We start from the raw sequence: 13430 nt of genomic DNA, 5'->3' as shown, positions 1-13430 counted from the left end.
TCCGCGCGTCGCAGCACGGGTCGGACCGTCGTTTGTGTTATTCGCCTCAGAAGGGATGCCCGATGGCGTCGCCGGAGATCGAGGACGGTCCGGACGGTCCGCTGACCGGACACCCCCAGGCGCTGCGCCCGCTGACCGGCGAGCTGATCGCCGCCGTGCTGGCACACCGGGGGTACGCGGTGGTCGAGGAGCCCGACGGCGCGCTCGTGGGCCGCTGGGAACGGAACCTGATCTGGTTCCACCGCCGGGGCGCGGCAGGTGAGCTGCTCCAGGTACGCACCGTCGTGGCGCCGCACTTCGGCATCGAGCACGTGCCCGAGCTGCACGCCTTCTGCAACAGGTGGAACCACGACCGGCTCTGGCCCAAGGCGTACGTGCACGTGGCCGACGACGGGTCGGCCCAGATCTGCGGCGAGGTCACCACCGACCTGGAGCGCGGCGTCACACCGCACCAGCTCGACCGGCTGGTCGACTGCGGTGTCACCACCGGCTGTCAGCTGGCCGCCGCCGTCGCCGAGCTGACCGGCGGGACGCTCCGATGACCACGGCACGCGACCGGGGGCTGGCCGCCGCGCTCGCCGACGCCCGGGACCGGCCCGACGGCGAGGAGCGCTGCGCCGAGCTGGAGCGGATCGCCTCCCGCGCGGACGCCACCGGTGACCCGCGTACCGCCCTGTCGGCGCGGTTCGCGCTGGTCGAGGCGTACCTGCACCTGGGTGAGCGGTGGCGCGCGGTGGAGCCGGTGCGGCGGATGCGGGAGACGGTGGCCCGGCACCCCGGGCTGCTGGACGCCCGGCCCGACGAGCTGACCCGGCTGCGCCGGCACCAGCGGCAGGCGGTGGAGGCGCTGTTCGGCACGCCCCGGGTGGGCCTGGATCAGGCCCGGTCCCTGTTGGACACGCTCGCCGGGGAGCTGGGCGAGGACGCCGCGCCGGTCGCGGAGCTGCGCTGCCGCGTCGCCGACCACCTCGGCGACGAGCCGGCGGCCCGGCGGGCGTACGAACGCTGGTCGGCCGCCGACGCGACGGACCCGGTGGGTGGCTGTGCGGGGTGCGCCCCGGCGCGGCGGGCCGACCTGCTGGCCGGGTGGGGTGACCCGGAGGCGGCGCTGGCGGCGCTCGCGCCGGCGCTGACCGGCTGGGTCGAGCCGCAGGGGCCACCGACCCGGCGGGCCGAACGGCAGACCGCCGCGACAGTGGCGACGACCTGCACCGACCAGCCCGAACGGGCGCTCACCGTGGGACTGCTGCCGTGGCTGCGCACCGGCGCGGTGACCGAGGCGGCCCGGGCGCACGTACGCGCGTACCGCCGGCACCGCCGGGAACGGGCCGCGTTTCCGCTGCTCGCCGCGCACCTGCGCTTCTGCGCGCTGGGCGGCTACCTGCATCGCGGGCTGGAGGTGCTGACCGAGCAGCTGCCCCGGCTGGACCGCCCGGCCGACGACCTGTCCGCGATGGAGTTCGCCGCGGCCGGCGCGCTGCTCTGCGGGCTGGCCGCCGAGGCCGGGCTCGGCGGGCGGCGGATCCACCGCCCCGGGCACGGTTCCCGGCCGGCCGCCGAGGTGGACGTGGCGACACTCGGGGCGCAGCTCCAGGCGCTGGCCACGGCGCTCGCCGGCAGCTTCGACGCCCGCAACGGCACCGGGCACCAGTCCGGCCGGATCGCCTCGTGGCTGGCCGAGCGGCCGCTCGCCGCGCCGGTGTCGCTGGCCGCCGAGAGCGAGTTCGACGAGGAGCCGGAACCGGACCCGGCCGAGCCCGGCCCGCCCGGCCCGGAGGAGCCCGCCCCGCTGGACGCGGCGCTGCTCGCCGCCGCGCTCGACGCCCGGGGCGAGCCGTACTCGCCTGAGCCGGACGGCACACTCGTCGGGCGGTGGGGCGAGGCCACGATCCAGTTCCGCCTGCTCGGCCGCCACGGTGACGTGCTGCACGCCCGCGTGGTGGCGCAGCGGCGGCTGCCGGCCGAGCGGCGCGCCGAGGCGTACGCCTTCTGCAACGCCTGGAACCACGACCGGCTGCTGCCCGCCGCCTACGTGCACGAGCCCGGCGACGGAACGCTGGTGCTGGCCGCCGGCGTCTCCACGGACCTGTCCTGCGGGGTCGCCCCGGCGCAGCTGGAGGTACTGGTGGCCGCGGCGGTACGCACCGGCGCGGCGTACGCCGAAGCGGTCGCCGCCCTGGCCTGAGCCGCCGAGCCGACCGGCCGGCCCGCTACGCGACGCGGCCCCCGACCACAAGGCGGTGGTGGTCGGGGGCCGCGGTTCCGATGCGGCGGTCAGCGGGCGGAGAACGCCAGCGTGTACTCGCCGGAGCCGGACAGTCCGGTCACCCGGTACCGGTAGGCGCCGGCCGGGCCCTCGACGGTCAGCCGGGCCACACCGTCGGCGCTGGTGGCGCGGGCGACGGTACGGAACGCGCCGTTGGTGAAGCGTTGCAGCTCCAGCGTCACCCGGACGCCGTCCGGCGCGGCCAGGCACGCCTCCTGGGTGCCGCCGGGCACCCGGAAGAAGCGCCCGTCCGGCTGCACCTGGACCCGCCCGGCGGCGATCCGGCCGCTCCGGCTCACCTGGCCGGCGCACTCGGTGTCAGCGGCCGGCGGGGTCGGCGGGACGGTCGCCGGCGGGGCGGTCTCCCCGCCACCGGCGGGCGGCTGCGTCGGGGCCGGCTGGCCACCGGCGGTGACGAGCGTGAGGTTGTTGCGCTGGAGGATCTCGTTGACCGGCTGGAAGAACGTGACCCCGCCCCGGGTGCAGTCGCCGGAGCCGCCGGAGGTGACGCCCTGCGCCTGGTCGCCGGAGAGCCACGCGCCGCCGGAGTCGCCCGGCTCGGCGCAGACGTTCGTCCGGGTCAGCCCGGTGACCGTCCCCTCCGGATAGTTGACAGTGGCGTTCTTGGCCTGGACCAGGCCGCAGCGGGTGCCGGTGGTGGAGCCGGACCGGCAGATCGAGGCCCCGACCGGCGCCTCGGTGGAGCCGTTGACCGCCACCGTGCGGCCGTCGCTGAAGTCGGTCACCACGCCCTGCGGCGTCCAGTCGCCGTTTACCCGCACGAACGCCCAGTCGTCGCCGGGGAACGAGGAGGCCGCGAACGTGCCCTGGGCGACCCGGTTGGATCCGGTGGTGCGGTCCCCCGGCCGGCCGCAGTGCCCGGCGGTGACGAATCCGCCCACCACCGAGAAGCCGACCGAGCAGCGGCCGGCGTTGTTGATGAAGAAGGCGTCGCCGCCCCGCACGTCGAACAGCGGGCGCGGGGCCTCGTCGGCGGTGCGTACCCGGACCATCGCGGTCTTCGACCCCGCGGTGGCGGCGAACCGGCGGCCGTCGGCCTCCGCGCCCGGACGGGCGACCACCACCACCGTGTTGTCGGTCACGTCGACGTACCAGCCGGCGATGTCCGGGCTGGCCGCGCCGCCCGCCGCGTCGAGCCGGGACTTCACCGCGTCCAGCTCGGCGACGCCCCGGGCGACCCGCTTCGGGACCGCGCCGGCCGCCTTGACCCGCGCCTCGCCGGCCGCGTCGGCCACCGCCACGGTGAGCGTCGCGCCGTCCGCGCTGAGCCAGCTGCCCCCGTAGCCGGCGCCGAGTTCGGCACGCAGCCGGGTGAGGGTGCCGGCCGCCCACCGCTCGGTGCGCAGCCGCTTCACCGCCTGGTCGCGGGTGAGGGAGAGGTCGCGGCCCATCGCGTCCAGGACCTCCGGGGCGACGCCGTCGGTGGCCGGCGCGGCCCGCCGGGGTTCCTCGCCGGCGAACGACGGTACGGTCACCGCCGCCGTCAACCCGGCCGCCGCCACCAGTACGCCGATGGCTGTCATCCGTCTGCGGTCCATCCGCCACGCTCCTCCCGGCCGGCGCAGGGGCACGCCGGCCGTCCCGGAGTACGGAGACGGACGCCGATCGGATGAGGGTGAGCGGAGGTTTTCGACGCGGCGTGTCGGGACGTACCCGGAAAGCGACGGCGCCGGCCCACCGTGGACGGTGGACCGGCGCGCGGCGCGGTCGGGTCAGACCTCGACGACTGTCGGGACGATCATCGGCCGACGGCGGTACGCGTCGTTGACCCAGCGTCCGACGGTGCGGCGGACGATCTGCTGGAGCTGGTGCGGGTCGGTGATGCCGTCCGCGGCGGCCCGGTTCAGCGCCTCGGTGACCAGCGGAACCACCGCGTTGAAGGCGGCCGGGTCCTCGGAGAAGCCCTTCGCCGAGACGGTCGGCCCGGCGACCACCTTGCCGGTGACCGAGTCGACCACGACCGTCGCGGCGATGAAACCGCCGTCGCCGAGGATCCGCCGCTCGGTGAGCAGCGACTCGCTGACGTCGCCGACGGCGAGACCGTCGACGTAGACGTACCGGCTCTTGACCCGGCCGACCAGGCTCGCGCGGCCCTCGACCAGGTCGACCACGTCGCCGTCCTCGCAGAGCACGACCCGGTCCGGCGCGACGCCGGACTCGATGCCGAGCCGGGCGTGCGCCCGCAGGTGCCGCCACTCGCCGTGCACCGGCATCAGGTTGCTCGGGCGGACGACGTTGAGCAGGTAGAGCAGCTCGCCGGCCGGGGCGTGGCCGGAGACGTGCACCTTCGCCACGTCCTTGTGCACCACCACGGCGCCGGCGCGGGCCAGCCGGTTGATCACCCGGTAGACCGAGGTCTCGTTACCGGGCACCAGCGAGGACGCCAGCACCACGGTGTCGCCGGGCGCGATGGTGATGTGCCGGTGGTCGCCGCTGGCCATCCGGCCCAGCGCGCTCATCGGCTCGCCCTGCGAACCGGTGGACATCAGCACGATCTGCTCGGGCGGCAGGTTCGTGGCCTCCTCGATCCCGACCACCAGGCCGGGCGGGATGTTCAGCAGGCCCAGGTCGCGGGCGATGCCCATGTTGCGGACCATGGACCGGCCGATCAGCGCCACCTTGCGGCCGTGCTCGACCGCCGAGTCGAAGACCTGCTGCACCCGGTGCACGTGCGAGGCGAACGAGGCGACGATGATCCGCCCCTTGGCCTTCGCGAAGATCGAGTCGAGGACCGGGCCGATCTCCTTCTCCGGCGTGACGAAGCCGGGGATCTCCGCGTTCGTCGAGTCCGACAGCAGCAGGTCGACGCCCTCGGCGCCGAGCCGGGCGAACCCGGCCAGGTCGGTGATCCGCCCGTCCAGCGGAAGCTGGTCCATCTTGAAGTCGCCGGTGTGCAGCACCAGGCCGGCGGGCGTACGGATGGCCACCGCCAGCGCGTCCGGGATCGAGTGGTTCACCGCGAAGAACTCGCACTCGAACGGGCCCAGCCGTTCCCGGCCGCCCTCCCGCACGGTCAGCGTGTACGGCTGGATCCGCCGCTCGGCCAGTTTCGCCTCGACCAGCGCGAGCGTGAACTGGGAGCCGACGAGCGGGATGTCCGGCTTGTGCGCGAGCAGGTACGGCACCGCGCCGATGTGGTCCTCGTGGCCGTGCGTGAGCACGATCGCCTGCACGTCGGCCAGCCGGTCCAGGATCGGGCCGAAGTCGGGCAGGATCAGGTCCACGCCCGGCTGCTCGACGTCGGGGAACAGCACCCCGCAGTCGACGATGAGCAGCTTGCCGTCGTACTCGAAGACGGTCATGTTCCGGCCGATGGCGCCGAGTCCGCCGAGCGGGATGATCCGCAGGCCGCCCTCGGGCAGCGGCGGGGGCAGCTCACCCTCGATGTGCGCCTCGGTCACGCGTCACCTCATTCTGCGACGCCGTCGCGCGGCGTCCGTCGTGTCGTTTGTTCATTCGGGCAGGGGCAGGCCCGCCGCCGCGCAGTCGGCGCGCAGCTGGGCCAGTTCGTCGCCGGTGGCGTCCACCAGCGGCGGTCGCACCGGGCCGGCCGGGCGGCCCTGGGCCGCGAGACCCGCCTTGACCAGGATCGTGCCCTGGGTGCGGAAGATGCCGGTGTAGAGCGGCAGCAACTGCCGGTGCAGCGCGAGCGCCCGGGCGTTGTCGCCCGCCTCGAACGCCTCGATCATCTGCTTGGTCGGCGCGCCGGTGAAGTGGGTGGAGGTGCCGACCACGCCGACCGCGCCGATCGACAGCATCGGCAGGGTGAGCGCGTCCTCGCCGCTGTAGAACGCGAGGTCGCTGCGGGCCAGCACCCAGGAGGTGGCGGTCAGGTCGCTCTTGGCGTCCTTCACTGCCACGATGCGGCCGTGCTCGGCCAGCTTCACCAGCGTCTCGGTGGCGATCTCCACGCCGGAGCGGTGCGGGATGTCGTAGAGCATGACCGGCAGGCCGGTGGCGTCCGCGACGGTGGTGAAGTGACGCAGCAGCCCGGCCTGCGGCGGCTTGTTGTAGTAGGGCGTCACCACCAGCAGGCCGTGCGCGCCGGCCTTCTCGGCCTGGGTAGCCAGCTCGACTGTGTGCCGGGTGTCGTTGGTGCCCACCCCGGCGACGATGCGGGCCCGGTCGCCCACCGCCTCGGCCACGGCGCGGATCAGCGACTCCTTCTCCGCGTCGGTGGTGGTCGGTGACTCACCGGTGGTGCCGTTGAGGACCAGCGCGTCGTTGCGCTGCTCGTCCACGAGGTACTCGGCCAGCCGGGCGGCGCCGGCGAGATCGAGCCCGCCGTCCGGCGTGAACGGGGTCACCATGGCCGTCATCACTCGCCCGAACGGGCGCGACGCGCCCCGGCTCGGGGCGGCGGAGTGGTCGTGCGTCATGCTCACAACCTAGCGGACGACCACCGGTGACCCGGCGGCGAAGGGCGACAGGTCACTCGGCGTACGGGGACGCCGCCACCTCGGTGCCGTCGGGCAGGGTGGAGATCTCGAAGTCGGCGAACACGTTCGGCGCGACGCTCTTGAGCTGCCGCAGGCACTCCACCGCCAGCTCGCGGATCTCCACGTCGGCGTGCTCGGTGGCGCGCATCTTGACGAAGTGCCGCCACGCGCGGTAGTTGCCGGTCACCACGATCCGCGTCTCGGTCGCGTTCGGCAGCACCGCCCGCGCCGCCTGGCGCGCCTGCTTGCGGCGCAGCGTCGGGTTGGGCTCGTCGGTGAAGCGGGCCTCCAGCCCCTCCAGCAACTCGGTGTACGCCCGCACCGCGGCGTCGGTGGCCTCGACGAACTTCTTGTGCAGCTCCGGGTCGTCGGCGATCACCGACGGCTCGACCATCGCCGCGTCCCGCTCCGGCACGTAGCGCTGGGAGAGCTGCGAGTAGGAGAAGTGCCGGTGCCGGATCAGCTCGTGCGTGAACGACCGCGACACGCCGCTGAAGTAGAAGCTCACCGAGCCGTGCTCCAGCACGCTCAGGTGGCCGACCTCCAGGATGTGCGCCAGGTAGCCCGCGTTGGTGGCGGTGGCCGGGTTCGGCTTCTTCCAGCTCTGGTAGCAGGCCCGGCCGGCGAACTCGGCGAGCGCCTGCCCGCCGTCGGCGTCGGTGGACCAGGGCACCTCTTCGGGCGCCTGGAACTGGGTCCACGCGATCAACTTGACCTGGGGCTGCACCATCTCCGGCATTCCTGGGACTGTAGTTGGCCCTCGCCCGGCGCGGAAATCGGGCGCGCGGCCGACCTGCCGCCCAGCTCAGCCCGGGTGTCCAAGATCTCCCGGCCCTCGCGTCAGCGCGGTCCCTCGGCGGGAGGCTAGACGTAGAGCGAGGTGAAGGGCGCCCACGGCAGGTTGCGGGCCACCGAGAAGACCCCCCAGGCGGCCAGGAACAACCCGATCGCCTTGGGGCTGAACCGCGGCTCGGGCAACTTCCAGCCGAACGCCCGGTTGCCGCCCCAGGCCACGAAGAGCCAGGTCAGGAACGGCAGCGCGAACACGAACAGGAAGTGGTGCCGGGCGGCGGCCGGCAGGTCGCCGTGCAGCACGTACCAGAGCGCGCGGGTGCCGCCGCAGCCCGGGCAGTCGAGCCCGGTGGTGAGCTTGAGCAGGCAGGTCGGACGGGCGTCCGGGTCGCTCTGCGTCGGGTTGCTGATCATCGCGTACGCCAGGCCGAGGACGACGCAGCCGAGCGCGGCCAGCGGCACCGCCCAGCGCGGGGCGCGGGCGTGCAGGCGCAGGACCATACGGGTGAACCGGTCGGTCTCGACCGGCTGGTACGCGACCGGGTACGGCCCCTGCCACGGCCCGTCGGGAGCGTGCGGCCCAGCGTGGACGTGCGGCTCACTGTGGGCGTGCGGGTCGGGCTCGGTGGCAGGCCGGTCAACGCTCGTCACGCGCTCACCGTACACCGGCCACGCCCACCAGCGCGGCGGCCAGCGGCCCCGCGAGGTCGCCTGCGGCGGGCGGGGCGACCGCGTCCAGGCCGAGCCACCCGGCCAGCCGGTACAGCTCGGCGGCGAGCGCCACAGCGGTCTCCCCCGGGTCGGCGCCCGGCTCGACCCAGGCGGCCGGCACCAGCAGCACGCCGGCCTTCCGGTCGGCCTTGAGATCGACCCGGGCGGTGAAGCGCTCGCCCTGGCGGAACGGCAGCACGTAGTAGCCGTACACCCGCTGCGGCGCGGGCACGTAGATCTCGATCCGGTAGGTGAAGCCGAACAGCCGCTCCGTGCGCGCCCGCTCCCAGACCAGCGGGTCGAACGGGCTGACCAGCGTGTTCCCGCGTACCCAGCGGGGCATCCGGGCGTCGGCGTGCAGATAGGCGGGGTGCCGCCAGCCCTGCACGGTGACCGGGGTCAGCTCGCCCGCCTCGACCAGGTCGGCCACCGCCTGCCGCGCCCCGGCCACCGGCAGCCGGAAGTAGTCGCGCAGCTCCGGCTCGGCGGCCACGCCGAGGCAGCGGGCCGCGATCGAGACGAGCGTCCGGTACGCCTCGGCGTCGGTCGGGGTGGGCGCGTCCAGCACGGCGGCCGGGAGCACCCGCTCGGGCAGGTCGTAGCGGCGGGCGAACGAGTTGGTGCGCTCGGCGGCGGTGACCTCGCCGGCCCAGAACAGGAACTCCAGCGCCCGCTTCACGGCGGACCAGTTCCAGCCCCAGTTGCCGGTCTCCCGGGGCGCGTCGTGCTCGATCTCGGCCGCGGTCAACGGCCCCCGGGCGGCCACCTCGTCGCGGACCCAGGCGACCAGCCCGGGCTGCTCCTGGGCGATCCGGCGCATGCCGCCCCACGCCTCGTCGCGGGCCTTCGCCATCCGCCAGCGCAGCGCCGGGTGCAGCCCGACCGGCACCAGCGACGCCTCGTGCGCCCAGTACTCGAACAGCTCACGCGGGCGGCGGTAGGCGGCGGTGTCCAGCAGCGCGGTCGGGTAGGGCCCGAGCCGGCTGTAGAGCGGCAGGTAGTGCGCCCGCTGGAGCACGTTCACCGAGTCCATCTGGATCAGCCCGACCCGGTCGAGCACCCGGCGCAGGTGCCGCCGGGTGGGCACGCCGGCAGGCGCCGGGTCGGCGAAGCCCTGGGCGGCCAGGGCGATCCGGCGGGCCTGGGCGAGGGAGAGCGATTCCGGTACGGCCATCGCCGGCGACCCTAATCCAGCGGTACGACACCGGGAGCGGCGGCTGGACCGATCGCCCGTCTGGGCATAGAACGGACAGATGCTCACCATTCGCCGGGAGGAACCGGACGACGCCGAGGCGATCGCCCGGGTGCACGTCCACGGATGGCAGTCCGGTTACGCCGGGATCATGCCCACGGAGGTGCTGGCCCGGCTGAACCCGGCCGCCTGGGCCCAGCGCCGCCGCGACCTCGGCACCGCCGACCCGGAGCACCCGTTCACCACGCTCGTCGCCGAGGACGGCGGCACGATCGTCGGGTTCACCACGTTCGGGCCGTACCGGAACAACCAGGACCGCGGCGACCTGGACCCGGCGCACGGTGAGCTGTTGGCGATCTACGTGGAGCCCGCGTACTGGGGTTCGGGTGTCGCCCGGACGCTGCTCGCGGCGGCCCGGGACGGCCTGGCCGAGCGGGGCTGGACCGGGTACCGGCTCTGGGTGCTCGCCGACAACGCCCGGGCGCGCCGCTTCTACGAGCGGGCCGGGCACTCACCGGACGGCGAGGAGTCCACCTATCCGGTGCCGCTGTCCGGCGGACTCCCCCCGCTCCTGCTCCGCGAGCTGCGCTACACCGCCGGAGGCTGACCCGGCCGGGACCTCCCCGCCGGGACGCCCACCGCCGTCCGGGGTGAGCCAGCGCCGGATCGGCAGCCCCAGCAGCAACGCCAGGCTGATCCACACGTACGTGTTGCTGCCGAGGAAGCCGTCCACGCCGGTGAAGTCCTTCTCCCAGGCCCAGACGATCCGGCTGCACAGCAGCGCGTACCCGATCAACGCGGCGGCCAGCAGCAGACGGCGCCGCCGGCTGCGCGCGGGCGCTGCCATGCCGTTGTCCACGAGCAGGATCAACCCGGGCAGCAGCCACACCAGGTGGTGCACCCAGGTGACCGGGCTGACCAGGCACATCACGGCGCCGGTCAGGGCCAGGCCGGTGGCCTCGTCGCCGGCGGCCACCGCCGCCCGCGACCGCCACGCCCACACCACGAGCGTCACGAGTACGAGCGCCAGCCAGGCGATCGTGCTGGGGTGCTGCGGGTCGAGCCGGGCGACCACCCCGCGCAGCGACTGGTTGGAGACGAACGCCAGCTCGCCGACCCGGTCGGTGTTCCACAGCGCCTCGGTCCAGAACTCCCGGGAGGCGTCCGGGAAGAGACCGGCGGCCACGAGCGTGGCGACGGCAGCCGTGCCGACCGACGTGGCGGCGGCCCGCCAGCGGCCGGTGACCAGCAGGTAGACGATGAAGATGCCGGGCGTCAGCTTGATCGCGGTGGCCAGGCCGATGCCCACGCCCGCCCAGCGGCTGCGGGCCGGCAGCAGCCACAGCAGGTCCACCGCCACCAGGAACAGCAGCAGCATGTTGACCTGGCCGAAGTTGACCGTCTCGCGCATCGGCTCGTACGCGGCGGCCAGGCACAGCGCGACGGCGAGGGCGAACCAGCGGGTCCAGCCGGAGCGGCGGGCCACCGGGTCCAGCAGCCGCCAGATCACCACGGCGCTCGCCAGCACCGTGAGCGTCACGCTCACCACGATCGCGGCGTTCCACGGCAGGTACGCCATCGGCAGCATCACCAGCGCGGCGAACGGCGGGTAGGTGAAGCCGTACTGGGTGCCGGGGCGCAGGAAGTCGTAGATCTCCCCGCCGTCACGCGCCCAGTAGGTGAGCGCGCCGTAGTAGACCTGCAGGTCGAAGAAGCCGTGCCGCACCGCCGCCACGGACAGGAACACGGTGACCGCCGCGGCGAGCGCCGCCACGGCGACGGCCTGCGTGATCGTGCGCCCGGCACCCTGCGCCACCGTCACCCTCCTCGCCCTGCGTAGGCTCACGTGCCATGGCTGCAGGCTACGTCCGGCCCGCGCGTCCCGAGGACGCCGGCGAGATCGCACGCGTCCAGCTCGCGACCTGGCGGGTCGCGTACCGCCGGATCCTGCCCCGGCACGTGCTCGACAACCTGGACGAGGCGTACCTCGCCCGGCGGTGGAGCGCGGCGGTGCAGGAGCCCCCCTCGGGCGCGCACCGGGTGCTGGTCGCCGTCGAGGAGGCGGCGCAATCCTATCTGGTGGGGTTCATCGCCTCCGGTCCGGCCGACGCCGAGGCGCTGGCTCCCGGTGAGCCGGCCGACGCGCTCGCGTCGGGCGTCGCGGCGGTGACCGACCTGCTGGTGGAGCCCCGGTGGGGGCGGCGCGGGCACGGCAGCCGGCTGCTCGCCGCTGCCGTCGAGCACTGGCGCGCCGACGGGCTGACCCGGGCGGTGGCGTGGGCGTTCGACGCCGACGCGGCGACCCGCAACTTCCTCGGCTCGACCGGCTGGGAGCCGGACGGCGCGACCCGCGCGCTGGACGTGGACGACATGCTCGTCCCCCAGCTCCGCTTCCACGTGGCGGTCCCGGAATCCGCTGACGAAAATCCTTCAGCCGACCGATGAGTTCCCGCCCGGCCGCCGGTCCACCCTCACGTGGGTGGGCCGGCGGTCCCGGCACGGGGCAGGACCGCCACCCCACCCGCCCCGACGCGGTCGATCATGAAGTTGGCGGCGGCCAGGGAGATCGAAAACGCCGCCAACTTCATGATCAACGGGGTTGGCGCGGGGGTCAGGCCGAGGGGCGGAGTTCGGCTACCAGCTCGTCGTCCTCCATGGCGCCGGTGGGGTGGAAGCCCAGGGCGGTGTAGAGGGCGGCGGCGGGCCTGTTGTCGGGGTGGTAGCTCAGGCGGATCGGCTCGCCCGCCTCGGCGAGCCAGTCGGCGAGCGTCCGCACCGTGGCGCGGCCCAGGCCACGGCCCTGCTCGGCGGCGTCGATCACCATGCCACCGATCCAGCGCGACTCGTCGTCGTCCACGCCCCACATGACATGGCCGACGACAGTCTCGTCGGCGTAGACGGCCAGCGAGTTCCAGACGTCCGAGCGTTCGGTGAGAAGCAGGTAGCGGGCGGCGAGCGCGGCCACGAAGGCGCGCTGGTCGTCGTGCGGCGCGACGTCCGCCACGGCCCGCCAGTTGTCGTCGTCCACCGGGCGCAGCGTCACCCGGCGGCCGGTGCGGTCGGATTGTCCGGAATCGATCATGGAAAGCAGCCTAGGTCGACGCCCCCGACCAGGCAAAACGGTTTCCCGCAGCAGGCCGGGGGCACACCGCGGCAGTCAGTCGAGCAGGGCGTCCAGGCCGACCGTGAGACCGGGCCGGCGGCCCACCTCGCGGACCGCGAGCAGCACGCCGGGCATGAACGACACCCGGTCGTACGAGTCGTGCCGGATGGTCAGCGTCTCACCGGTGGTGCCGAACAGCACCTCCTGGTGGGCGACCAGGCCGGTGGCGCGCACCGCGTGCACGCGTACCCCGTCGATGTCGGCGCCGCGGGCGCCGGCCACCTCGTCGCGGGTGGCGTCCGGCACCGGCCCGAGCCCGGCGTCGGCGCGGGCCGCGGCGATCAGCCGAGCCGTGTGGGTGGCGGTGCCGCTCGGCGCGTCCAGCTTGCGCGGGTGGTGCTGCTCGACGATCTCGACCGACTCGAAGTGCCGGGCCGCGCGCGCGGCGAACTGCATCATCAGCACGGCGCCGATGCCGAAGTTGGGGGCGATCACCACGCCCACGCCGGGACGACCGGCCAGCCACTCGCGTACCTGGTCGAGCCGCTGCTCGGTGAAGCCGGTGGTGCCGACCACCGCGTGCACGCCGTTCTCGACGCACCAGCGCAGGTTGTCCATGACCGCGTCGGGAGTGGTGAAGTCGACGACCACGCCGGCGCCCGCCTGCGCCACCGCGTTCAGATCGTCGCCCTGGTCGACGGCCGCGACCAGCTCCAGGTCGGAGGCGGAGTCGACCGCCTTGCAGACCTCCATGCCCATCCGGCCCCGGGCGCCCAGCACACCGACCCGGGCCGCCGTGTTCTGCTGCTCAGTCACGGGCCACAACCTATCCCAGCCCGCACGGCGCGGTCCGGCGGACCGCACCGACGCCCGGCATCCGGCGAACCGGCGCGGCCGACACCCGGC

General features: G+C 74.4%; 13 protein-coding genes. 4 read left to right on the top strand and 9 right to left on the bottom strand.

Going from position 1 to position 13430, the window contains the following annotated elements; translation table 11 throughout:
• The first annotated feature begins 62 nt into the window (after positions 1 to 62).
• Together J3R08_RS07105 and J3R08_RS07100 are read left to right on the top strand one after the other, a co-directional pair.
• Positions 63 to 542 carry a YbjN domain-containing protein gene (locus J3R08_RS07105; RefSeq protein ID WP_043325784.1) on the top strand — a complete coding sequence of 160 codons (480 nt, stop codon included), beginning with the start codon at positions 63 to 65 and terminating at the stop codon, positions 540 to 542.
• Positions 539 to 2185: a YbjN domain-containing protein gene (locus J3R08_RS07100; RefSeq protein WP_124779015.1), complete on the top strand. Its 1647-nt coding sequence runs from the start codon at positions 539 to 541 to the stop codon at positions 2183 to 2185. Before J3R08_RS07105 ends, J3R08_RS07100 begins: the two co-directional genes overlap by 4 nt.
• A gap of 89 nt (positions 2186 to 2274) precedes the next feature.
• Here J3R08_RS07100 and J3R08_RS07095 read toward each other — a convergent pair whose 3' ends face one another.
• The 6 genes from J3R08_RS07095 to J3R08_RS07070 form a co-directional block, all read right to left on the bottom strand.
• Complete coding sequence (locus J3R08_RS07095) at positions 2275 to 3825, bottom strand: S1 family peptidase (protein WP_209960422.1); 1551 nt, start codon at positions 3823 to 3825, stop codon at positions 2275 to 2277.
• Between the two features lie 174 nt (positions 3826 to 3999).
• A complete protein-coding gene (locus tag J3R08_RS07090) occupies positions 4000 to 5688 on the bottom strand; it encodes a ribonuclease J (RefSeq protein ID WP_043325788.1) in 1689 nt (562 codons plus the stop codon).
• A gap of 51 nt (positions 5689 to 5739) precedes the next feature.
• Positions 5740 to 6666 carry a 4-hydroxy-tetrahydrodipicolinate synthase gene (gene dapA, locus J3R08_RS07085; protein WP_043325790.1) on the bottom strand — a complete coding sequence of 309 codons (927 nt, stop codon included), beginning with the start codon at positions 6664 to 6666 and terminating at the stop codon, positions 5740 to 5742.
• 52 nt (positions 6667 to 6718) lie between these two features.
• Positions 6719 to 7456, bottom strand: coding sequence for an FAD-dependent thymidylate synthase (thyX, locus tag J3R08_RS07080; protein WP_043330542.1), 738 nt, complete (start codon positions 7454 to 7456; stop codon positions 6719 to 6721).
• Between the two features lie 134 nt (positions 7457 to 7590).
• Positions 7591 to 8184, bottom strand: coding sequence for a DUF2752 domain-containing protein (locus tag J3R08_RS07075; RefSeq protein WP_280841726.1), 594 nt, complete (start codon positions 8182 to 8184; stop codon positions 7591 to 7593).
• Positions 8174 to 9403, bottom strand: a complete 1230-nt coding sequence (locus J3R08_RS07070) for a winged helix-turn-helix domain-containing protein (RefSeq protein WP_043325793.1) — start codon at positions 9401 to 9403, stop codon at positions 8174 to 8176. The genes J3R08_RS07075 and J3R08_RS07070 overlap by 11 nt, the downstream gene beginning before the upstream one ends.
• 79 nt (positions 9404 to 9482) lie before the next feature.
• On the opposite strand from J3R08_RS07070, the gene J3R08_RS07065 reads away from it, so the two are divergent.
• Positions 9483 to 10028, top strand: a complete 546-nt coding sequence (locus J3R08_RS07065; protein WP_069089334.1) for a GNAT family N-acetyltransferase — start codon at positions 9483 to 9485, stop codon at positions 10026 to 10028.
• On the opposite strand, the gene J3R08_RS07060 is transcribed toward J3R08_RS07065, so the two are convergent.
• Complete coding sequence (locus J3R08_RS07060) at positions 9933 to 11237, bottom strand: glycosyltransferase family 87 protein (RefSeq protein WP_166455498.1); 1305 nt, start codon at positions 11235 to 11237, stop codon at positions 9933 to 9935. The two genes, J3R08_RS07065 and J3R08_RS07060, sit on opposite strands and share 96 nt — an antisense overlap.
• A gap of 35 nt (positions 11238 to 11272) precedes the next feature.
• Here J3R08_RS07060 and J3R08_RS07055 point away from each other — a divergent pair, with 35 nt between their 5' ends.
• Entirely contained in the window at positions 11273 to 11866 is a 594-nt protein-coding gene (locus tag J3R08_RS07055) for a GNAT family N-acetyltransferase (RefSeq protein WP_064447090.1), read from the top strand.
• A 166-nt stretch (positions 11867 to 12032) separates the two neighbouring features.
• On the opposite strand, the gene J3R08_RS07050 is transcribed toward J3R08_RS07055, so the two are convergent.
• Both J3R08_RS07050 and dapB read right to left on the bottom strand, forming a co-directional pair.
• Positions 12033 to 12503 carry a GNAT family N-acetyltransferase gene (locus tag J3R08_RS07050; RefSeq protein ID WP_209960420.1) on the bottom strand — a complete coding sequence of 157 codons (471 nt, stop codon included), beginning with the start codon at positions 12501 to 12503 and terminating at the stop codon, positions 12033 to 12035.
• Between the two features lie 75 nt (positions 12504 to 12578).
• Positions 12579 to 13340: a 4-hydroxy-tetrahydrodipicolinate reductase gene (gene dapB / locus J3R08_RS07045; RefSeq protein ID WP_209960418.1), complete on the bottom strand. Its 762-nt coding sequence runs from the start codon at positions 13338 to 13340 to the stop codon at positions 12579 to 12581.
• Positions 13341 to 13430: the final 90 nt, after the last annotated feature.

The organism is Micromonospora sp. HB375 (assembly GCF_017872985.1).
Lineage (GTDB): Bacteria > Actinomycetota > Actinomycetes > Mycobacteriales > Micromonosporaceae > Micromonospora > Micromonospora chalcea.
This window is presented reverse-complemented; position numbering and strand designations above follow the sequence as displayed.

Coding starts and splice junctions, on each gene's coding strand:
- J3R08_RS07050 (WP_209960420.1), bottom strand. CDS start 12,503: ATGATCGATTCCGGACAATCCGACCGCACCGGCCGCCGGGTGACGCTG.
- dapA (WP_043325790.1), bottom strand. CDS start 6,666: ATGACGCACGACCACTCCGCCGCCCCGAGCCGGGGCGCGTCGCGCCCG.
- J3R08_RS07065 (WP_069089334.1), top strand. CDS start 9,483: ATGCTCACCATTCGCCGGGAGGAACCGGACGACGCCGAGGCGATCGCC.
- J3R08_RS07055 (WP_064447090.1), top strand. CDS start 11,273: ATGGCTGCAGGCTACGTCCGGCCCGCGCGTCCCGAGGACGCCGGCGAG.
- J3R08_RS07100 (WP_124779015.1), top strand. CDS start 539: ATGACCACGGCACGCGACCGGGGGCTGGCCGCCGCGCTCGCCGACGCC.
- J3R08_RS07070 (WP_043325793.1), bottom strand. CDS start 9,403: ATGGCCGTACCGGAATCGCTCTCCCTCGCCCAGGCCCGCCGGATCGCC.
- J3R08_RS07105 (WP_043325784.1), top strand. CDS start 63: ATGGCGTCGCCGGAGATCGAGGACGGTCCGGACGGTCCGCTGACCGGA.
- J3R08_RS07095 (WP_209960422.1), bottom strand. CDS start 3,825: ATGGACCGCAGACGGATGACAGCCATCGGCGTACTGGTGGCGGCGGCC.
- thyX (WP_043330542.1), bottom strand. CDS start 7,456: ATGGTGCAGCCCCAGGTCAAGTTGATCGCGTGGACCCAGTTCCAGGCG.